This is a genomic window from Methanolinea sp., assembly GCA_030055515.1.
GTDB lineage: Archaea > Halobacteriota > Methanomicrobia > Methanomicrobiales > Methanospirillaceae > Methanolinea_A.
On record JASFYI010000002.1, the window covers coordinates 168,996 to 189,709 of the forward strand.

The 20,714-nt window shown below is 65.8% G+C and carries 25 protein-coding genes; 10 read left to right on the forward strand and 15 right to left on the reverse strand.

The features are described 5' to 3' along the window. Positions 1 to 5: 5 nt before the first annotated feature. Positions 6 to 290, reverse strand: coding sequence for a chorismate mutase (locus tag QFX32_05025; protein ID MDI9633405.1), 285 nt, complete (start codon positions 288 to 290; stop codon positions 6 to 8). A gap of 97 nt (positions 291 to 387) precedes the next feature. Here QFX32_05025 and QFX32_05030 point away from each other — a divergent pair, with 97 nt between their 5' ends. The 5 genes from QFX32_05030 (at position 388) to QFX32_05050 (ending at position 4,083) form a co-directional block, all read left to right on the forward strand. Further along, positions 388 to 999, forward strand: a complete 612-nt coding sequence (locus tag QFX32_05030; GenBank protein MDI9633406.1) for a peptidase M50 — start codon at positions 388 to 390, stop codon at positions 997 to 999. Positions 1,000 to 1,092: 93 nt separating this feature from the next. Further along, entirely contained in the window at positions 1,093 to 1,785 is a 693-nt protein-coding gene (locus tag QFX32_05035; GenBank protein ID MDI9633407.1) for an energy-coupling factor ABC transporter permease, read from the forward strand. Further along, the gene (locus QFX32_05040) at positions 1,782 to 2,087 is read left to right on the forward strand and encodes a cobalt transport protein CbiN (protein ID MDI9633408.1); all 306 of its coding nucleotides are present in this window, start codon (positions 1,782 to 1,784) and stop codon (positions 2,085 to 2,087) included. The genes QFX32_05035 and QFX32_05040 overlap by 4 nt, the downstream gene beginning before the upstream one ends. Before the next feature lie 23 nt (positions 2,088 to 2,110). Continuing rightward, positions 2,111 to 2,899, forward strand: a complete 789-nt coding sequence (cbiQ, locus tag QFX32_05045; GenBank protein ID MDI9633409.1) for a cobalt ECF transporter T component CbiQ — start codon at positions 2,111 to 2,113, stop codon at positions 2,897 to 2,899. 14 nt (positions 2,900 to 2,913) lie between these two features. Beyond that, positions 2,914 to 4,083, forward strand: coding sequence for an ATP-binding cassette domain-containing protein (locus QFX32_05050; protein MDI9633410.1), 1,170 nt, complete (start codon positions 2,914 to 2,916; stop codon positions 4,081 to 4,083). Between the two features lie 31 nt (positions 4,084 to 4,114). Here the strand turns inward: QFX32_05050 and QFX32_05055 are convergent, their stop codons facing one another. The 6 genes from QFX32_05055 to QFX32_05080 all read right to left on the reverse strand — a co-directional run bounded on the left by QFX32_05055 (position 4,115) and on the right by QFX32_05080 (position 6,944). Then, positions 4,115 to 4,744 (reverse strand): flavodoxin family protein, encoded by a 630-nt coding sequence (locus tag QFX32_05055; GenBank protein MDI9633411.1) that lies wholly within the window; start codon positions 4,742 to 4,744, stop codon positions 4,115 to 4,117. A gap of 1 nt (position 4,745) precedes the next feature. Then, a complete protein-coding gene (locus QFX32_05060; GenBank protein MDI9633412.1) occupies positions 4,746 to 5,360 on the reverse strand; it encodes an NAD(P)H-dependent oxidoreductase in 615 nt (204 codons plus the stop codon). Positions 5,361 to 5,440: 80 nt separating this feature from the next. Continuing rightward, positions 5,441 to 6,061 (reverse strand): peroxiredoxin, encoded by a 621-nt coding sequence (locus QFX32_05065; protein ID MDI9633413.1) that lies wholly within the window; start codon positions 6,059 to 6,061, stop codon positions 5,441 to 5,443. Positions 6,062 to 6,088: 27 nt separating this feature from the next. Next, a complete protein-coding gene (locus QFX32_05070) occupies positions 6,089 to 6,433 on the reverse strand; it encodes a carboxymuconolactone decarboxylase family protein (protein MDI9633414.1) in 345 nt (114 codons plus the stop codon). Positions 6,434 to 6,440: 7 nt separating this feature from the next. Continuing rightward, a complete protein-coding gene (locus tag QFX32_05075; GenBank protein ID MDI9633415.1) occupies positions 6,441 to 6,566 on the reverse strand; it encodes a desulfoferrodoxin FeS4 iron-binding domain-containing protein in 126 nt (41 codons plus the stop codon). A gap of 141 nt (positions 6,567 to 6,707) precedes the next feature. Next, on the reverse strand, positions 6,708 to 6,944 hold the full coding sequence (locus QFX32_05080; protein MDI9633416.1) for a hypothetical protein: 237 nt from the start codon (positions 6,942 to 6,944) through the stop codon (positions 6,708 to 6,710). Positions 6,945 to 7,100: 156 nt separating this feature from the next. Between QFX32_05080 and QFX32_05085 the strand changes: the two genes are divergently transcribed. Next, on the forward strand, positions 7,101 to 7,703 hold the full coding sequence (locus QFX32_05085; GenBank protein MDI9633417.1) for a flavodoxin family protein: 603 nt from the start codon (positions 7,101 to 7,103) through the stop codon (positions 7,701 to 7,703). An 18-nt stretch (positions 7,704 to 7,721) separates the two neighbouring features. Here QFX32_05085 and radC read toward each other — a convergent pair whose 3' ends face one another. Continuing rightward, the gene (radC, locus tag QFX32_05090; protein ID MDI9633418.1) at positions 7,722 to 8,390 is read right to left on the reverse strand and encodes a DNA repair protein RadC; all 669 of its coding nucleotides are present in this window, start codon (positions 8,388 to 8,390) and stop codon (positions 7,722 to 7,724) included. 121 nt (positions 8,391 to 8,511) lie between these two features. Between radC and QFX32_05095 the strand changes: the two genes are divergently transcribed. Together QFX32_05095 and QFX32_05100 are read left to right on the forward strand one after the other, a co-directional pair. Continuing rightward, the gene (locus tag QFX32_05095; protein ID MDI9633419.1) at positions 8,512 to 9,012 is read left to right on the forward strand and encodes a rubrerythrin family protein; all 501 of its coding nucleotides are present in this window, start codon (positions 8,512 to 8,514) and stop codon (positions 9,010 to 9,012) included. Between the two features lie 96 nt (positions 9,013 to 9,108). Next, on the forward strand, positions 9,109 to 10,263 hold the full coding sequence (locus QFX32_05100) for an FAD-dependent oxidoreductase (GenBank protein MDI9633420.1): 1,155 nt from the start codon (positions 9,109 to 9,111) through the stop codon (positions 10,261 to 10,263). A 9-nt stretch (positions 10,264 to 10,272) separates the two neighbouring features. Here the strand turns inward: QFX32_05100 and QFX32_05105 are convergent, their stop codons facing one another. Continuing rightward, positions 10,273 to 11,490 carry a DNA methyltransferase gene (locus QFX32_05105; GenBank protein MDI9633421.1) on the reverse strand — a complete coding sequence of 406 codons (1,218 nt, stop codon included), beginning with the start codon at positions 11,488 to 11,490 and terminating at the stop codon, positions 10,273 to 10,275. Positions 11,491 to 11,586: 96 nt separating this feature from the next. On the opposite strand from QFX32_05105, the gene QFX32_05110 reads away from it, so the two are divergent. Further along, positions 11,587 to 12,138, forward strand: coding sequence for a hypothetical protein (locus tag QFX32_05110; protein ID MDI9633422.1), 552 nt, complete (start codon positions 11,587 to 11,589; stop codon positions 12,136 to 12,138). Between the two features lie 63 nt (positions 12,139 to 12,201). Further along, complete coding sequence (locus QFX32_05115; GenBank protein MDI9633423.1) at positions 12,202 to 13,365, forward strand: hypothetical protein; 1,164 nt, start codon at positions 12,202 to 12,204, stop codon at positions 13,363 to 13,365. On the opposite strand, the gene QFX32_05120 is transcribed toward QFX32_05115, so the two are convergent. The 6 genes from QFX32_05120 to QFX32_05145 form a co-directional block, all read right to left on the reverse strand. Continuing rightward, positions 13,358 to 13,543 (reverse strand): hypothetical protein, encoded by a 186-nt coding sequence (locus QFX32_05120; protein MDI9633424.1) that lies wholly within the window; start codon positions 13,541 to 13,543, stop codon positions 13,358 to 13,360. The two genes, QFX32_05115 and QFX32_05120, sit on opposite strands and share 8 nt — an antisense overlap. Next, positions 13,540 to 15,129, reverse strand: coding sequence for a response regulator (locus QFX32_05125; protein ID MDI9633425.1), 1,590 nt, complete (start codon positions 15,127 to 15,129; stop codon positions 13,540 to 13,542). Before QFX32_05125 ends, QFX32_05120 begins: the two co-directional genes overlap by 4 nt. Then, the gene (locus QFX32_05130) at positions 15,126 to 15,512 is read right to left on the reverse strand and encodes a response regulator (GenBank protein MDI9633426.1); all 387 of its coding nucleotides are present in this window, start codon (positions 15,510 to 15,512) and stop codon (positions 15,126 to 15,128) included. The genes QFX32_05125 and QFX32_05130 overlap by 4 nt, the downstream gene beginning before the upstream one ends. After that, positions 15,509 to 17,428 carry an ATP-binding protein gene (locus QFX32_05135; GenBank protein MDI9633427.1) on the reverse strand — a complete coding sequence of 640 codons (1,920 nt, stop codon included), beginning with the start codon at positions 17,426 to 17,428 and terminating at the stop codon, positions 15,509 to 15,511. The genes QFX32_05130 and QFX32_05135 overlap by 4 nt, the downstream gene beginning before the upstream one ends. A gap of 186 nt (positions 17,429 to 17,614) precedes the next feature. Beyond that, positions 17,615 to 19,066, reverse strand: a complete 1,452-nt coding sequence (locus QFX32_05140) for a succinate dehydrogenase/fumarate reductase iron-sulfur subunit (protein MDI9633428.1) — start codon at positions 19,064 to 19,066, stop codon at positions 17,615 to 17,617. Then, entirely contained in the window at positions 19,063 to 20,688 is a 1,626-nt protein-coding gene (locus QFX32_05145) for a fumarate reductase subunit A (GenBank protein ID MDI9633429.1), read from the reverse strand. Before QFX32_05145 ends, QFX32_05140 begins: the two co-directional genes overlap by 4 nt. Between the last annotated feature and the right edge of the window lie 26 nt (positions 20,689 to 20,714).

A 20,714-nucleotide genomic window follows, 5' to 3' on the forward strand; every position in this document is an offset into this window, starting at 1 on the left:
TCCCCTCACGGGAGGTTCCCGTCGCCCTGGCACTCCCTCTGCTTCTCCTCGCTCATCGCGATGAGGATGGAGAATACCTTCTGCACGGAGACCGGGTCGATCCCCTTCTCCACGGCGTAGTTGAACGTTTTCTCGAGCACCTCGTGCGTCCGCTTCTCGTCGTGGACGGGCAGGCCCTCGGCCATCTTCACCTGGGCCATGCGTGCGGCCAGTTGCTGCCTCCTCGCGATAAGGTCGATGATCTCCTCGTCGATCCTGTTGATCTCGGCCCGGAGTGCGTCGATGGGCATACATTCTACCTACGGGGAGCCCGGAGATTTAAAGGTGGTGGCACGGCACCCCCAAAGGGCATAAGTCACGGCGTTCCTATATATGAGCGGGAATTGCATGCTCGAGAGAATCACCCGCCGGGAGAGGTCGGACCTCCTCGTCGCGTGGATCGCGATATCCATCGCGTTCTCACTCATCTTCGTCAGGGGGGGAGCAACGATCGAGGCGTTCCTCGTCTTCCTCCTCGTCTCCATGCTCACCGTGGGGATAGGGTTCATCCTCCACGAGATGGCCCACAAGTTCACGGCGATGCGGTACGGGTTCTGGGCCGAGTTCCGGAAGGACAACATCATGCTCCTCGTCGCGGTCGCCATGGCGGCGCTCGTCGGCGTCGTCTTCGCCGCGCCGGGCGCGACCGTCATCTACGGGACCTCCATCACGAGGGAACAGAACGGGAAGATCTCCGCTGCGGGACCGGCGGTGAACCTCCTCCTCTGCGGGGTCTTCGCGCTCCTCGCGCTCTCCGGGGGGACCCTCGCGTCGCCCCTCGTCGCGCTCGTCGGGGCGGTCGGTCTCCAGGTGAACGCGATGATCGCAGCATTCAACATGCTCCCCGTGAGCGTGCTCGACGGGCGGAAGATCCTCGCGTGGAACCCGGCGGTCTTCGCGGTCATGATCGTCGCGGCGTTCGGGATACTGGCCGGAACCTACCTCCTCCCCCTCATCTGATTTTTCTCAGCGTCGCGGGCAAAATACGGAACCGTTAAATAATAAATTAAATAAAATTGCTAAAAATAAAATAAATTTGAATGGTGGTACTGCGTGCACATCATGGAAGGATTCCTCCCGCTCCACTGGGCGGCGTTCTGGTGGGCAATCGCCGTCCCGTGCGTGGGACTCGGCGTGTACCGTCTGAGGCAGGCGCTCTCGGCAGATCGTGAGGCCCTCCCCCTCCTCGGCGTGACGGGCGGGTTCATCTTCATCCTCTCGTCCCTCAAGCTCCCGTCCGTCACGGGGAGCTGCTCCCACCCCACCGGGACGGGGCTCTCGGCGGTCTGCTTCGGCCCCTTCGTGACGTCGGTCATCTGCACGATCGTCCTCCTCTTCCAGAGCCTCTTCCTCGCCCACGGGGGGCTCTCCACTCTGGGTGCGAACATCGTCTCGATGGGTGTCGCGGGCCCGCTCGCGGGCTGGGCGATCTACCGGGCGCTGAAGGACACGCCCGTTGGCATGTACCTCACCGTCTTCCTCGCATCCTCGCTGGCCGACATCGTGACCTACGTCGTGACATCCCTCGAGCTTGCCCTCGCCTACCCCGCGGAGGTCGGCGGGATCGCGTCGTCCTTCACGGTCTTCCTCGCGATATTCGCGGTCACGCAGGTCCCCCTCGCGATCGTGGAGGGGGTCGTCCTCGCGCTCGTCTTCAAGTACATCGTGGCCCTGAAACCCGGGATCCTCCTCAGGCTGCGTGTTTTCCCCGAGGAGAAGATCCGGGCGGCGGGTGGTGCAGCATGAAGGGGGGATACACGCTCGAGATCCTCGCGGTCGTCGCGGTGGTCTCGTTCTGCGTCCTCTTCCTCGTCACCGGCCCGGCGCCCGGGGAGGCAGAGTTCTCCGGGACGGACACGGTAGGGTCCGCGAAGGTATCGGAGCTCTCCGGAATCCCCCTCGAGGAGTTCCACCCGCTCGTTCCCCAGTGGGAACCGCCGAGCGGGGAGGTCGAGTCGGGCCTCTTCGCGCTCCAGGCAGCGGCCGGCGGGATCGTCGTCGGCTGGGTCTTCGGCTACTGGAAGGGCCAGAAGAGAGCGGATAACTGAAAGGAGACACGGCACCGACCCACATGCACGAGGAACTCCTCGAGGACGTCGCCCACAGGAGCGCGCTGCGCGAGACGCACACGGTACTCAAGCTCGCGACGGGAGCGGGGGCGATCCTCCTCTGCCTCCTCTCCCCCGGCTTCCTCGCGCCCCTCTTCGTCGCCGCGGTCCTGCTCCTCGCACTCGTCCTCCTCGCGCGGGTGGACCCCCACGCGCTCGGGCACGCGTTCGCGGCACCGGCCCTCTTTGCCCTCTTCTCAATCCCCGTCATCGTCCTCGTCTCCGGGGGCACAGAGGTCTTCTGGGAGTGGCGGCCGCTCCCGTGGCTCTCCCTCTCCCTCTCCCGGGACGGGATCAACCACGGTGTCCTCGTCCTCTCCCGTTTCGCGGGGGGGATGTCCGGACTCGCATTCATCGCGCTCACCACCCCTGCAACCGACCTCTTCTCCGTGATGCGGCGGGCACGCGTGCCTGCGGAGGTCGTCGACCTCGCGATGATCATCTACAGGGCGATCTTCGTGATCATGGCGCAGGCAGTCCAGGTCTACCGCGCGCAGGTCATGCGCCTCGGGTACGGGTCTTTCCGGGAATCGGTCAGGTCGTTTGCGACGCTCTGCGGCGCGGTATTCATCGCCTCCTACGAGGCGGGCGAGGACCTCGTCAGGGCGATGGAGGCGCGGTGCTACGACGGCAAGTTCGCGGTCTCCGGGGGGGACAGGCCCCCCCGCGGGAGAGAGATCGCCGCGGTGGCCCTCTTCTTTGCCGCTGCCGGGGCCCTCGCGGTCTCCACGGCGCACGTTTCGGTCCTCTAGGGGGGGGTCAGGCAGTGGGACGCGTCATCCTCGAGGCAAGGGACGTCCGGTACAAGTACCCAGGCGGGGTGGAGGCGATCAGGGGGATCAGCTTCCACGTCTGGAGGGGCGAGAAGGTCGCGGTCGTTGGGCCGAACGGGGCCGGGAAATCCACGCTCCTCCTGATGCTCAACGGGATGGTGAGGCCGGACGAGGGCCTCATCCTCTTTGATAACAGTCCCATCAGCTACGAGAGGACAGCCCTCCGCGAGCTCCGCAGGAAGGTCGGTTTCGTGATGCAGAACCCCGACCGCCAGATCATCTCCCCGACCGTGTACCAGGACGTGGCGTTCGGGCCCGTGAACCTCGGCTACAGCGAGGAGCAGGTGAGGGAGGCCGTGGAGAGGGCTCTCGCGCAGGTCGGGCTCACGGGGTTTGAGCGGCGCCCGCCCCACCAGCTCTCCGGGGGGGAGAAGAAGAGGGTCGCGATCGCCGGCGTCCTCGCGATGGACCCCGACGTCCTCGTCCTCGACGAGCCCACCACCGGGCTCGATCCCTCGGGCTCCGAGGACATCATGGAACTCCTCGACGAACTCCACCACCAGGGCAAGACCGTGATCATCTCGACGCACGACATCGAGCTCGCGTATCCATGGGCGGAGAGGGCAATCCTGCTCACGAAGGGGAGGATACTCCAGGAGGACGTCCCAGAGGTCGCGTTCGGGGATCCCGAGCTCGTGCGGAAGGCAAAGCTCTCGGTGCCGGTCCTCCTCGAGCTCTACCTCGAGATGGAGAAGAGGGGCTACTGCCTCCCCCGCCGGAAACCAAAGACAGTCCTCGACATGCTCCACGCGATCGACGTCGCCTACGCGAACAGGTTCTGCGCGGAAAAACCCGGGACCATCACCCTCTACGACGTTGACTCCCCCTGCCCTGTCAGCATCTCGGAGTGGAAGGCGCGCAACCCGCGGGTCATGGTCGGCGCGATGGGTACAAGGGCAAAGGCGCGCGTCTCGGAGGAGAAGGTCCCGCTCGACTTCTCGCACGGGGTCATCGACAAGTGCATCCTGCGCGCGCTCCTCGGCGAGGATACCCTCATCGTCACGACCGGGAGCATGGTCGGGCGTGTCCGGGAGAGGGTCCAGGAGTTCTCGCGGGAGTACGGGATCGAGATAGACCTCAGGACGGCGCGGGACACCGGGTGATTCACCCACCGGCCCGCAGGGAGGCCTCGTCTCACTGCGCGTCTCCCCGGCCCGCCTCTTCCCCGCGGAGGCGCCGGATCACCCCGACGACCTTCCTCCCCTTCTCCCTCGCTTCCGAGAGAGCCGTCGGGTGTCCCCTGATGCCCCCGTACCTGTCCATCTCGTTCGCGATGATGTTGTCGTAGTACTCGAACCCGAGCGTGTTGAAGAACGCGGTGATGGCGGGGAATGCCGCGTCAAAGACGTTGTCCCACGAGAGTCCCGCGGTCGAGATGAAGATCCCCTTGTGCCTGCGTATGTGGTCGTCCGGGAAGTACATGGTCTTGAGGACGAACTTCCTCGCCCACAGGTACTGGGCGCGGTCGATCAGCCCCTTCAGCTCGGCGGTGATCCCCATGCTGTAGATGGGGGACGCGACGGCGAGGCAGTCCGAGGCGAGGATCCGCTCAAAGAGCGGGATCGCGTCGTCCGCGAGGATGCAGTTCCCGCTCCTGTGGCACGCGTTGCACCCCCTGCAGGGTGAGTATGAGAGCTCCCGAAGGATGACCTTCTCGACCCCGGCCCCCGCCTCCCGCGTGCCGTCGAGGAACGCGTCGAGGAGGGTCTCCGTGTTCCCGTGCCTGCGGGGACTCCCCGAGAGCCCGATCACCTTCACCGGCACGTCACGTCCCCCGCCTCTGCGCGAGGTCTGCGATTACTTCCCTGCCCAGCCGCTCGGCATCCTCCCGGGCGGTGGGGTGGGAGAGGATCGCACCCTTCTCGTCCACGCCGTTCACCATGAGGTACCGGATATCCTTGTCGGGGATCTCGACCACGTGGAAGAAGCACTTCACCGTGGGGATGGCACCGTCAAAGACGTGGTCCCACTTCTGCCCCGCCGTGGAGAGGAAGACCCCTATCCTCTTGCCCTTCCGCTCGGGGGGGACGACGGGGAGGCGCAGCACGTACTTCCTCGAGCGGAAGACCTGGAACCTGTCGATCAGCGCTTTTGCCTGCGCGCAGATCCCCATGCAGAAGATGGGTGCAGCGAGGACGATGCAGTCGGCGGCGACGATCCTATCGTGGAGATAATCCATCCCGTCGCGCTGGACGCACATGTTCAGCCTCTCGCACGCGTTGCAGCCCCTGCAGGGGTTGACGTTTGCGTCCGCGAGGACGACCTTCTCAACCGCGACCCCCCCCTCCCGTGCCATCGCACCGAGGACCCAGTCAAGGAGCGTCTCGGAGTTACCTCCGCGTCGCGGGCTCCCGGCAAAAGCGAGGACTTTCAGATCCATGGATGTGCCCTAGGTCTTCCCGGGCAAAAAACGTGTCCAATGGGAGCGGCCGGGTGCGTTCGAAAAAGGAGGAGGGGGGCCTACAGCTTCTTGAAGCAGAGGTACCAGTCCTTGCACTCGTACCCCTCGGAGAGGCGCCTGTCCATCTCCTCCTTGTTCCTCGGCGCGGGCACGACGACCTTGTCCCCTGGCTGCCAGTTCGCGGGCGTCGCGACGCCGTACTTGTCGGTCGTCTGAAGCGACTTTATGAGCCTGACGATCTCGGGCATGTACCGCCCCGCGGTGAGCGGGTAGTAGATCATCGCCCTGAGAATCCCCCTGTCGTCGATGAAGAAGACGGCCCTGACGGCGGCGGTGCTGCTCTGGCCGGGGTGGATCATCCCGTACATCTTCGCGACCTTCATGTCGAGGTCCGCGATGATCGGGAAGGTGATGTCGACCCCCATCTTCTCCTTGATGTTGCGGATCCACGCGAGGTGGGAGTGGACCGAGTCGACGGAGAGACCTATCAACTGGACGTTGAGGGACTCGAGTTCCCCTGCGATCTGGGAGAACGCGATGAACTCTGTCGTGCACACCGGCGTGAAGTCCGCCGGGTGCGAGAAGAGGACGACCCACTTGCCCCGGAAATCGGAGAGCCTCAAGGTCCCCGCGGTCGTGAGTGCCTCGAAATCGGGCGCGGGTTCACCGAGGATCGGCATCGGCCCTTGCTCGCAGGACACCGCCCCTCACTCCCCCATGACCTCGTCGAGCTGTGCCTTGCCGTACACGTAGGCGGGCATCCCGGCGAGGAGGAATGCGACGCGCAGGGCTTCTTCGACCTCCTTCTTCGTGATCCCGAGGTTCTTTGCACCCGCAAGCTGCGCCCGCACCGCGTGCTGGTCGCGCAGCGACGCCGCGATCGCGATCGCGATCAGCTTCTTCGTCTTGCGGGTGAGAGCCCCGTCGTCCCAGATGTGCCCCTCGAGTTTCAGCACCATCTCGTACATCTGGGGGTCCTTCTCGGCGAGCTCCCTGAAGAACTTCGGGACCTTGCCGATCATCCGCTCGAGGTCCTTTGTATCCTTGGCCATACCGCGATCACTTCACGAGCTTCATGGGCTGCCCGCAGCAGACGAGTTCCCCGCCGCCGACCTCCTTCACGACGACGACGTTGCCGCAGATCTCGCACTCGAAGACTTCTCCCACCTTCGATACGTTCACCATCTCTCTCATCTCCTCTCTTTCACGTGGTCTTTCCCGCCAGCCTGTCCCCGGGCGCGGGGTGTACCGTGACACCCCCCGTGCCCCAAAGCGCGCTCCCGTTCCGCGTGCTCCCCGCTGCGTGCAGGAGCGGAAAAACAAAGTTTAGATGTTGCTCTTCCCGCGCTTCGGCGGATTCATCGCGTCTTCCGGCGTCTTTATGTCCGGACGGATGTGGGTCATGGGGAAGCACTGGTACTGCTCGCACGCGCACTGGGGGCATTTCCTTAGGTCCTGTTCCGCCTTGTCGAGAACGAGTTCACGCCCGCAGTCCAGGCAGACGTACTTTCCGGGCCCGACTTTCTGCCCTGCTCTTACCGTGTCGGTCAGAGATATCACCATCTGCTAAATGGGAGGAGAGATTATTAATGGTTTTGTTCCCGCCCTCCCGGGTGGATAACGGGTTTTCTGCCGTTCACGTCCGCGTGCGCCCCGCTGCAACCCGCGTCTCCGGCCTGACCACCGCCGTTTATCAGGGGCGGCGCGAATCTCATTTCCATGCGACCGCGTGTCGTCGGCCTCCTCGGGAGTCCCCTCCCCGGAGGGAACACGGCGAAGCTCCTCGACCGTGCCCTCTCGGGCGCACGGGACGCGGGCTGCGACGTTCAGCGCATCGACGTCCCGAACCTCGCCTTCCGCCCGTGCAGGGAGATATTCTACTGCCGCGAGCACGAGACGTGCGCCATGAAGGACGACATGGGCCCCATGTACAGGACGTTCGCGGAGCTGGACGGCCTGGTCGTGGCGTCGCCGGTGATGACGATGGGGATTCCGGGCGCGCTCAAGTCGTTCATGGACCGGTTCCAGGTCTTCTTCATGGCGAAGTACGTGAGGGGAAGGCCGCTCGTCCCGGAGGAGAAGAGGGCCCTCCGCCGCGGCCTCTACATCGGGATCGCGGGGATGAACGTCCCGTACGTCTTCGACGGCGCGAAGCTCTCGGTCAAGGCCTTCTTCGCGATCGTGGACGTGAAGTACGGGGACGAACTCCTCGTCCCCGACATGGACACCATACGGGACATCGGGACGCGCCCCGAGATCCTCGACGCCGCGTACCGCAAGGGGTTCCACCTCGGCAAGCTCCTCGCAGGGGAGGTGCCCTGACCACCTCCCGGCCTCCCTTCAGAGGTCCCCCCTCTCACGGAGGCTCGTGTAGCCCGAACGGGCGACGATGAGGTGGTCAAGGAGCCTGATCCCGAGGATCTCCCCCGCCTCCCGCAGCTGCCGCGTGATCGCGAGGTCCTGCGGGCTCGGCTCGAGGGATCCCGAGGGGTGGTTGTGGACGCAGACGATCGCCGCGGCCCGGTCCGTGATCGCGTCGGCGAAGACCTCGCGGGGGTGGACGAGGCTCTGGGTGAGGAGACCGACCGTGATCGTCCTCTTCTCGATCACCTCGTGGGCGCCGTTGAGGGTGATGCAGACGAAGTGCTCCTGGTTCTTCCTCGCGAGGTCCGAGACGAGCGGGAAGACGTCGGCGGGGGACTGGATGCGGATCCGGGCCTCCTCCTCCCTCCGGGCGTACCGGCGGGCGAGCTCGAGGGCCGCGAGGATCTGGGCGGCCTTGCCCGGTCCCATCCCCTTCAGGCGCACGAGGTCGTCGTAGGAGATCTCCCCGTTCTTCCTCGAGAAGAGGGCGGCGATGTCCTTTGCGAGCGAGAAGACGTCCCGCTCGGGCGTGCCGTGCCCGATGATCGCGGCGATCAGCTCGTGGTCCGAGAGGGCCCGGGCGCCCTTCTCCGCGATCTTCTCCCTCGGGCGGTCGCACGCGGCAAGATCCCTCATCCGCTTCATGGGACAGCAGGGAGATTACTGGGACCCGGGGGAGAAAAATCCGGCAGATCCGATCCCTGCCCGCCGCGGGGCCGGCGTCGCGAAGGATACGTTTTTCCCCGGCCTCCCCCGATATATCACCATGGCGACAATGGAGAATGCCATGGAGGCCTTCGCGGGCGAATCGCAGGCGAACAGGAAGTACGCCGCGTTCGCCGAGCAGGCCGAGGCGGAAGGGTACAAGAATATCGCCCGGCTCTTCCGGGCGGCATCCGAGGCAGAAGCGATCCACGCGAAGAAACTCCTCAAGGCGATAGGGAAGATTGGCACCACGAAGGAGAACCTCGCCGCCGCGGTCTCGGGGGAGACGCACGAGTACACCGAGATGTACCCCTCGTTCCTGAAGGAGGCCGAGGCGGAGAAGAAGAGCGACGTCGCCCTCGTCTTCACGTACGCGATGAAGGCGGAGGAAGTCCACGCGGCGCTCTACAAGGAGGCCCTCAATAACCTCGCCCACGGGCAGGACATGTCGAACCGGACCGTGTACATCTGCCCGGTCTGCGGGAACGTCTTCCTCGGCAACCCCCCCGAGAAGTGCCCCATCTGCATGGCCGTGAGGAAGGTCTTCAAGGTCGTGGAGTGAGGGGTCATCCTTTTTTCCTTTTCCGCGTGTTCCCCGCCGCCGCTGCGGCGTGCCTGAAAGAGACTTTTATGAGGGATTCGTCCCTAAACCCCGGGTATGCCGAGGAGGGTCACTGTCTACTACACCGAGAACTGCCCCTACTGCCGCATGGTGAAGGCGTACCTCGACCGGCACGGCGTCGACTACATGGCAATCGACGTCGGTGCAGACAGGGAACAGGCAAAGAAGATGGTCGAGATCTCGGGCCAGTACGGGGTCCCCGTCGTCACGGTCGACGGCGAGGTCATCGTCGGGTTCGACGCGCAGCGGCTTGACGCGCTCTTCGGTGCGGGGAGGGGCGGGGATGCGTACGACGTCCTCATCGTCGGCGCGGGACCGGCCGGACTGACCGCCGCCGTGTACTGCTCCCGCAAGATGCTCCGCACCGCCATCGTCTCGGAGAACATCGGGGGGCAGGCGCTCGAGAGCTGGGCGATCGAGAACTACATGGGGTACAGGATGGTCTCGGGCGCGGAGCTGATGCAGAAGTTCGAGGAGCAGGTGAGGAGCCACCAGAACATCCACATGGACCTTGACCGCGTCGTCTCCCTCGGCCGCGAGGGGGATGGATTCGTGGCCCGCACGGCGACGGGGAGGACGTACACGGCGAGGGCAGTCATCCTCGCGCAGGGGAAGAGACCGAGGAAGCTCGGCGTCGAGGGGGAGGAGAGGTACCTCGGGAGGGGGCTCTCGGTCTGCTCCACGTGCGACGGACCCCTCTTCCGGGGGAAGGTTGTCGCGGTCGTCGGCGGGGGGAACTCCGCGCTCCAGACGGCGATCGAGATGAGCAGGATCGCACGGGAAGTCCACCTGATCGTCAGGAGCACGATAAAGGCCGACCCCGTCTACGTGGCCCAGTACAGGGAGAGGGAGAACATCGTCACCCACCTCAACCACACGGTCGCGGCCCTCCACGGGAACGGGATGCTGACCGGGATCACGATCAGGGACGCAAAGAGCGGGGAGGAGACGACCCTCCCCCTCGACGGCGTCTTCGCGGAGATCGGCTGGGTCCCGAACACGGAGTTCCTCGGGGACCTCGTCCCGCTCAACGAGCAGGGGGAGGTGATCGTGGACATCAACTGCGCGACGGCGACGCCCGGGGTATTCGCGGCGGGGGACGTGACGAACATCAGGACGAAGCAGATCATCACGGCGGCCGGGGAGGGTGCGAAGGCTGCCCTCGAGGCCTACGCCTACCTCACCCGGTGAACCCCGCCCTCACCCTTTCCCAAAGAGGACGATCCTGTTCGTGTTCGTGCCCCGGGCGTTGTTGTCCACGCCCCAGATGTGCGAGGTCTTCGTGAAGCGCTGGGTGTTGACGAGGATCCCCTCGCACGAGAAACCCGCCCGGACACCGAGCGGGACGACGACCTCGTCGAGGGGGAGTGTTCCCCGGCGGATCTCCCCCACCTCGAACGCGACGTAACCCCCGTCGCGCGTGACCCTGAAGAGCTCGAGGAACGTCTGCTGCATCACCCGCCTCCACTCGGAAAGCGACCTCGTGACGGTCATCCGCCTCTCGGTCTCCTCCGTGTCGATCCCGCAGAACCAGCAGCGCAGCCAGTTGTCCTTCGAGTACTGGACCACGTCGAGGAAGGGCGGCGACGTGACGGTGAGCTGGACGGAGCAGTCCGGGATGCAGGGTGTCTCCCGCGCGTCGCACGAGAGGAAGAGACCGCACTCCCCCGCGCGCCGGAGCCGCGCACTCTCCTCGGCCGTCACGTTCCGGACGAGGGACCGCGTCTTTTTCACGATGATCTCCCGCGTGTCCCTGTACTCCGGGACGAGGCCGTACTTCCTGTTGATTGCCGCCTGCCTCTCGGGCGAGACCGCCTGGTTGGGGGGGAGCGTGTAGACCGAGAAGAATCCCGGAGAGTGGCCGGTGAGCCTGTTCGTCGCGACCATCCTTATCCACTCGTCGAGGGGGTCCATCGTGCCCTCCCTCTCCCGCGAGAGGAGGTAGGCCCGGAGCGCGCGGATCTCCCTCTCGGTGTCGGGGTGGTAGAACACGGAGAGGTCCGGCGTGCCCCCGTCCTCCACGCTGCACTCCGGTATCTCCGCGAGCCGCGCGGAGACAGATCCGGGGTCGGGGACGAAGAACCGCGGGCGCGTGAGGATCCGGGAGAGGGGGTTGATGTCGTTTGCGGCGACCCTGCGCCCCCGGAGGCCCGCCTCGATCACCGTCGTCCCGCGCCCCGAGAACGGGTCGTACACGAGGTCTCCCTCCCGCGAGAACCTCTCGATGAAGAAGGCAGGGAGCTGGGGCTTGAAACACCCCCTGTACGAGATCTCGTGGATCGAGGACGCCTGCCTCTGCCCCGCAGTCCAGAACTCCCCGTGGATCCTCGCGACGCGGATCCCATAGACCTCGAGCTGCTCGGTCGCGGTCGCGCCCTCGCCGAGGATTGAAGCGACCGTGGAGCCACCCGCACTCATCTAAGGTGGATTGGGAACGCGCGGTCTTGAACTTTCCATGGGGGGCAGTCCGTCCCGGAGGCATGATATACCGCGGGGCCACAGGATCTCAAGTCCATGAATGAGCAGGCGAGGAAGATCGTCCACCTCTCCTTCGGTGTAGCGATCTCGGCGGCAATACTCCTCCTGCCGGCGGGGCAGGCCGAAATGATCCTCGCCGCCGGCCTCGTCGCGGGCCTCGCCCTCGCGGAGCTCGTGAGGGCCGGGTACCGCGTCCCGCTCGTCTCCTCCCTCGTCGACCGCCTCGAGCGGGAAGGCGAGTTCCCGGGGAAGGGGGCGGCGTACTTCGTCGCGAGCGCACTCGCGTGCACGGTATTCTTCCCGCCGGCCGTCGCGGCCGCGGGGGTCCTCTCCCTCTCCGTCCTCGACGCGGTCTCCGCACTCGCGGGGAGGGCGTTTGGGAGGGTGAGGATTTGGGGGGCAAAGACACTGGAGGGATCGCTCGCGGGAATCGCGGCGAACACCGCGGTCCTCTCCCTCATCATCGGACCCGGGACGGCGTTCCTCGTCTCGGTGGTCGCGGGGACCGTGGAGCTCCTCGCTCCGGTCGACGACAACCTCCTCGTCCCCCCCGCGGCGTGCACCTGCCTCTCCCTCCTCCCGCCCTGAAAGGCCGCACTTTCCCCCCGCGATCCCATTGTTTATCCGCGGCGCGGGCGAAGGAATCCATGGATGGGACTGGGGAAGGCGGCGTACCTCAGGGCGATCACGAGGCCGGTCGTGGCGCGGTCCTGCCCCGCGGGCAGGACGATGGAGGGGGCGACACCGCCCGCGATCTTCGTCGGGAGCTGGAATTACCCGAAGGTCTTCGCGGGGCCCCTCGTCGCGCCCGTGCGGGGAGAATGCGGGATCATGGACACCCCGGAAGCGTGGATCCCGGCGGGGTGGACGCAGGAGGACATCCTCGCCTGCAGGCTCTCGCTCGTCAGGGGAAAGAGGTTCCACGATGTGACGCGCGTCGAGGACCCCTTCGCGGTCAGGCTGCAGGAGATCGCCCTCTCCTCGACCTCCCCGGGGGGCGAGGTCTCTTTCTCGAGGCCCCCCTCCGGGGTATCCCTCTCCGAGGAGCACGCCCCGCACGGGCCGAGCGCGCCGCTCGAGGACTTCAGGGTGGAGTGCGGCCGGTTCGATCCCCTCCTCGAGCGCTGCTTCCACGACGGCGACCTCCCTGCCGCGGAGGCGATCGTCTCCCTCCACGAGAGGGGGGTCCCGTTCTCCCGGATAGAAAAGGCCCTCTCGGCCGGGGCTCTCGGGGAAAGGCGCAAGAGGCGGCTCGTTCCCACGCGCTGGGCGATAACTGCATGCGACTCTGTCCTCGCGGACCACTTCCTCCGGCAGGTGCGGCGCAACAGGGTCATCGACGCGGTGAGGGTCCACGAGTTCTCGAGCCTCCACAACCACTACGCGGTCATCCTCCTTCCCACGCCGTGGGAGTACGAGTGGATAGAGGCATTCGTGAGGATCAGGGGGCAGGAGGAGGTCGTCTTCTCAGACCACGAGGGACCGCGGGGAAAACAGGAATATTCCTGCGTCGGCGGCTGCTACTACTCGTGCAAGATGGCCGTCCTCGAGGCCCTCGCCGCGTCGGGCCTCCAGGCGGGGGCGATCGTCCTGCGGGAGGCGCGGACAGGCTACGTGCCGCTCGGCGTCTTCAACGTCCGGGAGAATGTCCGGCAGGCGATGCAGCAGCCGTACAGGGAATTCGAGGACCTGCAGGGTGCCCTTCGGGACGTCTCCTCGCGGATGGTCCTCCCCGCGAACCGGTACATCGCGGAGAGCAGGCTGCTTTCAGACCGGCTGAGGGACCGCCAGGCAACCCTCGACAGGTTCACGTGAGGGGGGTCTCCCGGCGGCCCGCACGTGGGGGGACGCGCCTCTCCGCGGCCACCCCCACCCGCATCCTCCCGGGCCCGGGTCCCATGGGGAGGAGGAGGGCGCGGGTGGTGTGCCTGAGGGGGATTTGCCGCCGGGCGGCAAGTGAAATGGCAACGAAGATTCCTGAGTCGTCACTCACGTCTTTTCCGCGATGTCGACCCGGGCGGGCAGGTGTCCCTCGGGGAACCTGTACATCCCCACCGGAACGACGATATCGAACCGTGCCCCCCTGCCGTATTCGCCCGTTTCGCGGATGGAGATCTCCGTGATGGAGAGGATCTCGCGGACGAGGAAGAGGGAGCGGTTCTTCTTCCCCAGCGCGTCCTTCTCGAAGATGAGGCTCTTTTTCTCCTCGGGGATTCCCGCGCCGTCGTCCTCGAAGAAGATCGTCAGCCCCTGTTCGGATTCCCGGCACGACAGCGAGATCTCCGTCGCACCCGCGCCGTGCGCGATCACGTTCTCGATGAGGAAGTAAAAGACCTTCTCGAGGAGGGGATCGGCGTATATTTCGAGGCCCCTCACGTCGATCCGGTGCGAAATCCCCCGCATGTCGATGTGCGAGGCGGCGAGGAGGAACGTGAATGTGACGTCCTGCCACGCGGGGGGGTTCTGGCCGAGGCTCTGGAAGATCCTTGCGAATTCGAGTGTCTTCTCGAGGGACTGGAGCAGGGTCCCCATCTTTTCGAGGTACCTGTCCCTGTGCGGTTCGTGGTGGTCCTTTGCGGCGAGGTCGACGTACCCGGAGAGCGAGTAGAGGATATTCTGGATATCCTCGAAGGTTATCGCGTTCAGGATATTCAGCTTCTTCGTTGCGCGGTGGAGGGCTTCCTCCGCGAGGACCTGGTCGGTTATGTCCTCGGATATGCCGAGGAGGTAGCGCGGTTCTCCCTTGGTGTCGGGGACGGCGATCTTCTTTGTGTGGAGGATCCTCGTCCCCCTGTGTTTCGTGTGGATGCTCTCCCGCGGGATGTCGAGGATCTTGTTCCCGTCGAGGACCTCCCGGTCTTTCTCCCTGAAGAATGCCGCCTCGTGCGGGGGGAAAAAGTCGAAATCGGTCTTCCCGTACATCTCCTCCCTCGAATACCCGAGCAGCTGCTCGGCCGCCCTGTTGAAGCGGACGAAGGAGAGGTCCCTTGCGTCCTTCACGAATACCATGTCCGGGATATTCTCGATGATGGCATTCAGGAAGGTTTCGCTCTCGGAGAGGCGCTTCTCTACCCGGCACTTCTCGGCGATCTCGTTCTCGAGATCACGCATCTTCTTCTCGAGTTTCCGGAAGAGGACCTCGTTGTACTGGCGCAGTATCTCCATCTCCTCGCCGAGCGGCCTTGCAGGGGGCGGAGCGCGTTTCTCGCGGTACCTCTGGAGCACGTCGAGGATCAGCCGGGCGAGAACCTCTGTCTTCTGCGGTTTCACGATGAAGAGGTCGGCCCCGAGGCTCATCGCGAACTTCTCGTCGCGGGGATCGGTGTACGTCGCGGTGTAGAAGACGAACGGGATGTCCCTGAGCGTTTCGTCCGCCTTCCACCTCCTGCAGAGTTCAAAGCCGTCCATGACGGGCATCAGGATATCCGAAATGACCATGTCGGGAGGGTTTTTCCGCGCCATCTCGAGTGCGGTGGCCCCGTTCCTCGCGGAGGTGACGGTGTAGCCTTCGCCCCGGAGTACCGTCTCGAGGAGGTATAGGTTCCGCGCGTTGTCGTCGACGATCAGGATGGTGGTCATCCGGGTTCACCACGGGCTCCCTTCATGTGCAGGTATCCGTCAATCTGGTCCGCGAAGGTCATGGGATTGATCGGTTTCTCGATGTACCCGTTGCAGCCGGCAGCGAGGGCCTTCTCGCGGTCGCCCACCATCGCGTACGAGGTGAGGGCGACGATGGGGATATCCCCGAGGTCCGGGCGCGAGCGCATCTCCCTCGCAGTGTCGTACCCGCTCATGCCCGGTAACTGGATGTCGAGGAGGACGAGGTCGGGCCTGTGCGAGGCCGCGAGCTCCACGCCCTCCCTCCCGTCGCGCGCCCGCATCACCTCGTGGCCGCGTGCACGCAGGATGAAGCTCACGAGGTAGAAGTTCTGGTCGTTGTCCTCGATGTAGAGGATCTTCACGGCGACACCCCCTTCCCCGTGGGTATCGTGAAGGAGAAGGTGCTCCCCTTCCCCGGTTCGCTCTCGACCCGGATTGTCCCTCCCATCATCTCCACGAGTCTCTTTGATATCGAGAGGCCAAGCCCCGTGCCCCCGTACTGCCGCGTGAGTCCCGTGTCGACCTGGCTGAAAGGCTTGAATATCTCCTCCAAGTCCTCGGGCCTTATCCCGATTCCCGTGTCGCTCACGGCGACGTGGACGAACGGCCCCTCCCGCGTGCACCGGACGCGGACGTGTCCCGACTCGGTGAACTTCACCGCGTTCGAGAGGAGGTTGAGGAGAACCTGTTCCACGCGGCGCCTGTCGCCCACGACCTCACCCACGTCCGGCGCCACCTCGGCCTCGAGGGAGAGGCCCTTTGCCTCTGCCTGCGGCCTCATGGATTTCACGACTTTCCCTATGGCATCCTCCATGGCAAAGGGTTCGCGGGCGAGGGTCAGCTGGCCCGCCTCGATCTTCGAGATATCGAGGACGTCGTTGATGAGGGCGAGGAGGTGCTCGGCACTCTGGGAGATGATCTCGAGTTGTTTCCTCTGCTCCTCGTTCAGCGGCCCCGCGAGACCCTGCAGGAGGACGCCGGAGAATCCGATGATGGAGTTGAGCGGCGTGCGCAGTTCGTGGGACATCGTCGCGAGGAATACCGACTTCAGCCTGTCGGCAGACTCCGCGGCCTCCTTCGCGCGCTCGAGTTCGCGGGTTCTCTCGGCGACGAGGTCCTCGAGGTGGTCGCGGTACTCCGAGAGCTCCCTCAAGGCCTGCTGCCGCGCCCGGTCCACATCCCTTATCTTCTCGACCATGGCCTTGAAGGAACGGCTGAGTATCCCGATCTCGCCCGACTCTGCCGGCTCGATCTCCTGTTCGAGGTCACCCGTCTCGGCGATCTTCCTGCTCACGGCGGTCAGGTCGGTCAGGGGCCCGATGACAGTGTGGTTGAGCACGACGATCGTGATCGCGCTGAGCAGCAGGAGGGCGAGGAGGACGAAGGTGAGGATATTCCAGACCGAATCGTTGATCTTTTGCTCGACGAATCCCGGCGGGATGACCATCGCGATCTTCCACCCGAGTTCCGGGGACGTGAGGTGGACGAGGTACCTCCCATTGGAGACGAGGATTCCCCTGTCCTGTGCGAGGAATGCACCCGCCTGGTCCCCGAGGATGTCGCTCACGTGCGTGAAGAGGCGTTCCCTGTCCCGCGACGCGAGGACCGTCCCGTTCCCGTCGGTGAGGATCATCTCCCTGCCGTCGCCGAGGTCGAAGCCCGATATGTAGTCCGTCAGGTTCGCGAGGGTTATGTCGGCCCCGACGACGCCGTAAACGTGACCCTCCGCGTCGAGGAGCGCCGTCACTATCCCGATGTTCACGTCGGGCGTCGTCACCGCCCTGTAGGGTTCCGTCACCACCACCTCGCCGGGGTGCTCCTTCGCGAGGATGTACCAGGGCCGGACGCGCGGGTCGTACGCGGTCGGCCTCGCACGGGGGTAGGAACGGACGAATGTCCCGGTCTCACGCCCCATGTAGACAGAGCTGACATACGGGTGGGTCTGCTGGTACGCACGCATGATATCGATGATCTTCTGCTCCCTCTCCCCGATGGAGTACTGGAAGGTCTCCTCGGATGCGTTCAGGAACGAGGTGAACCCCGTGTCATCGGGGGTGCGGACATCCTCGTTGACAGAGAGCTCGTGGACATCGTACTTGACGCTCCTCACGAAGCCCGAGAGGGCAAAGTCGATGTGCTGGAGCTGGCTGATCGATTCGTTCGTGATCCTGTCGAGGTTCTGGCTGTGGAGGGTCGCGGGGAGGACTCCGCCGATGAGTACCAGCACGAGGAACGCGATTGCGAGGTAGAGGAGGACGACCCTTGACTGGAGTTTCACGTTGAGCGAGCGGTATCCGTCCGGGGTGATATAGCTTGTTTTTCCCCGCGTTCCCGCGGGGAGCGGGCAGCCGGGCAGCGGGAAAGACTCCCCTCACGCGGGCTTCTCCCCCGCGAGCGGCAGGGAGAGGGAGACGGTCGTCCCCTCCCCCGGCCCCCCGGGGAGAACCCCCCCCCATGCGTCTCTCTATCCCTTCTTCCTGTCCTTCTCCCTGTACCCCTCGAGGAGGAGGGAGGTCACGTTCCGCACCGGCCTGCCCGTGTGCTCCGAGAGGTGGAACTCGCAGAACGGGCAGGAGCTCACCACGATGTCGGCGCCCGTCTTCTCGATCTCCCTGCGCCTGTTCTCCGCGAGGGCGGCCGCGACCTGCGGCATCCCGGACCGGACCCCGCCGCCCGACCCGCAGCACACGGCCGGCATCTCGACGAGGTCCGCGACCTGCGTGATGAGCGCGCGGGGCTGGTCCCGTATCCCCTGCCCGCGGAGGAGGTGGCAGGGATCGTGGTAGGTGACCCTCACCGGGAGCCGCGCCGGCGGCTCGATCCCGAACTTCGTGAGGACCTCGTTGATGTCCATGACGCGGAACGGCGTCCTGTAGTCGTTCTTCAGGGTTGACCCGCACCCCGCGCACATCGTGAGGACCGTGTCGATGCCCCGGAAGACGAACGCATCGACGTTCCTCTTTTGGAGGGTGTCGAGGAAGTCGATCTGCCCGGTGCGGATGAGGGGTGACCCGCAGCAGACCTGTTCCCTCGGGATGACGACCCGGATCCCGTTCCTCTTCAGGACCTCCATCGCGTCGCGGGCGGTCTGTGGGAGGCGGCCGTTGTACATGCAGCCCACGAAGAACCCGACCGTCGCTTTCGCCGGGCCCTCGGGCTCGATGACCTCGGGTGCATCCTCGAGGAACGTCGGGCCCGTCCGGACGATGCTCCTCCCCGTCTCGCGGACCAGCCGGGCGACCTCCTGGTGGCGGGGGAGGGTGAGCCCCCTCCTGTTCGCGAGCGCCCGCAGTTTCTCGATCGCCTTGCCGGGGATCTCGATCTCCTTCGGGCAGACCTTCCAGCAGGCCTGGCACGACGTGCAGGCGAAGAGACCGCGCGAGACCGCCTCGGTGACGCGGTCGCCCGTGTCCCTCGGGTCTAGCGCGAGCCGCATCTCCTGCCGCATCGCCGTCGGGCCGTCGAAAGCCGCGACGTCCATCGCGGGGCAGACCGAGACGCAGCAGAGGCACTCGATGCAGCTGCGCAGCGGTTTTAGGAGCGCGACCCTCTCCCCCTCGGGGACGATCCCCTCGCCGCTCGGCCGGATCCGGGGGAGTTTCTCGAGGAACGGCTCGAGGTCGACGACGAGGTCCTTCTTCACCGGGAGGTCGAGCGGCTCGATGGTCATCCCGTCGGCCGCCTCCACCATGCACGCGAGGCCGGGCTCGCCGTTGATGCGGACGGCGCAGCTCCCGCACTGCCCCGCGCCGCAGCAGGAGCGGAAGGAGAGCGTCGGGTCGACCTCGTCGTGGATCGCCTGCAGGACGTGGAGGACGCGAGCCCCCTCGTTCACCTCCACCGCGTAGTTCTGGAAGTGCGGTTTCTCGTCGGTCTCCGGGTCGAACCGGAAGACCCTCACGTGGATCTTCCTCATGCCCTCACCACCGACTCGATCCCGGAGCGCGCGAGTGACTGGTACGTGTGGCCGTAGGGGGACGTCCGCGCGTCCCACGTCTGGACGATGTCCCTGCGGACGTGCGCCCCCCTGCTCTCCTTCCGGAGGAGCGCACCCCGGACGATGAGTGTCGCGGAGAGGAGCATGTTCCGGGCCGTCCAGCACTCGGCGAGGTTCCCCGGTGACTTCGCGAGGAGCCGGAGCGACGAGAGGTGCTCGATGACGCCAAGCGCCTGCTGCAGTCCCTTCTCGGTCCTGAATATCCCCGCGCCCTCCCACATCGCGGCCTTCAGCGACCGCACGACGGTGGCGGGGAGGACCTCGCCCTCGTAGAACGCGTGGAGTTTCTCCTCCACTGCCGCGATGGCCTCCGTCGGGACGCGGATGTCCCGCCGCGGGGACTTCCCCGCCGATTCGCCGGCCCGCTTCCCGAAGACCTGCGTGTCGGCGAGGGCGTTCCCCCCGAGCCGGTTTGCCCCGTGGACGCCCCCCGTCACCTCGCCGCAGGCGTAGAGGCCCGGGAGCGTGGTTCCCGCGTCCGGCGCGATGCGCAGGCCCCCCATGACGTGGTGGGCGGTCGGCGCGACCTCCATCGGTTCCTCCCTGATGTCGACGCCGAACTTGAGGAACTGCTCGAGCATCACGGGGAGCTTCTCCTCGATCTGCCTCCTCGGGAGGTGGGTCACGTCGAGGTACACCCCGCCCCGCGGCGTGCCCCTCCCCTCGAGGATCTCGGTCGCGATCGCCCTCGCGACGACGTCCCGCGTGGAGAGCTCCATCTTCTCCGGGTCGTACCGCGCCATGAATCGCTCGCCGAGGGCGTTCTTCAGGATCCCCCCTTCACCCCTCACCGCCTCGGTGATGAGCCGGCCCCGCGCGTCGTACGGGTAGACGGCGCCCGTCGGGTGGAACTGGACCATCTCCATGTCGATGAGCTCGGCGCCCGCCCGGTACCCCATCGCGAACCCGTCGCCCGTGCCGCTCGCGGAGTTCGTGGAGATGTCGTACACCTGCGTCCCGCCGCCCGTCGCGAGGACCGTCGCGTCCGCCCGGATCGCGACGAGTTCGCCGTGCTCGTCGAGGCAGACAGCCCCGGCGACGCGGTCACCGTCCCGCACGAGGTCAAGCGCCGCCACCTCGTTCTCGACCGCCACGTCAGTCGAGGCCAGCCGCTCGAGGAGCGTCATCATCATCTCGTGGCCGGTCCTGTCCCCCGCGTAGCACGTCCGGGGGAAACTCTGGCCCCCAAACGGCCTCTGGGCCACCTCGCAGCAGTCGGTCACGTCAAAGACCGCACCCCACGCGAGGAGGTCCCTGATCCTCGCGGGGGCTTCCTCGACGAGGATCCTGACGAGTTCCGGGTCGTTGAGGTACGCCCCTCCCCTCATCGTGTCCTCGTAGTGCGTCTCGCAGGAGTCCACTTCCCTCAGGACCGCGTTGTACCCGCCCTCCGCCATGGGGGTGCACCCCCCCTTCCCGGCGATGGTCTTCGAGACGAGGATGGTCTCCCCGTACCCCGAGGCCTCTATCGCGGCCCTGACCCCCGCCCCGCCGCTCCCGATGACGAGGACGTGGCAGTCCAGAATCTCGGCTGACCGCATCTTCTTATAATGTGGGCTTCATACGT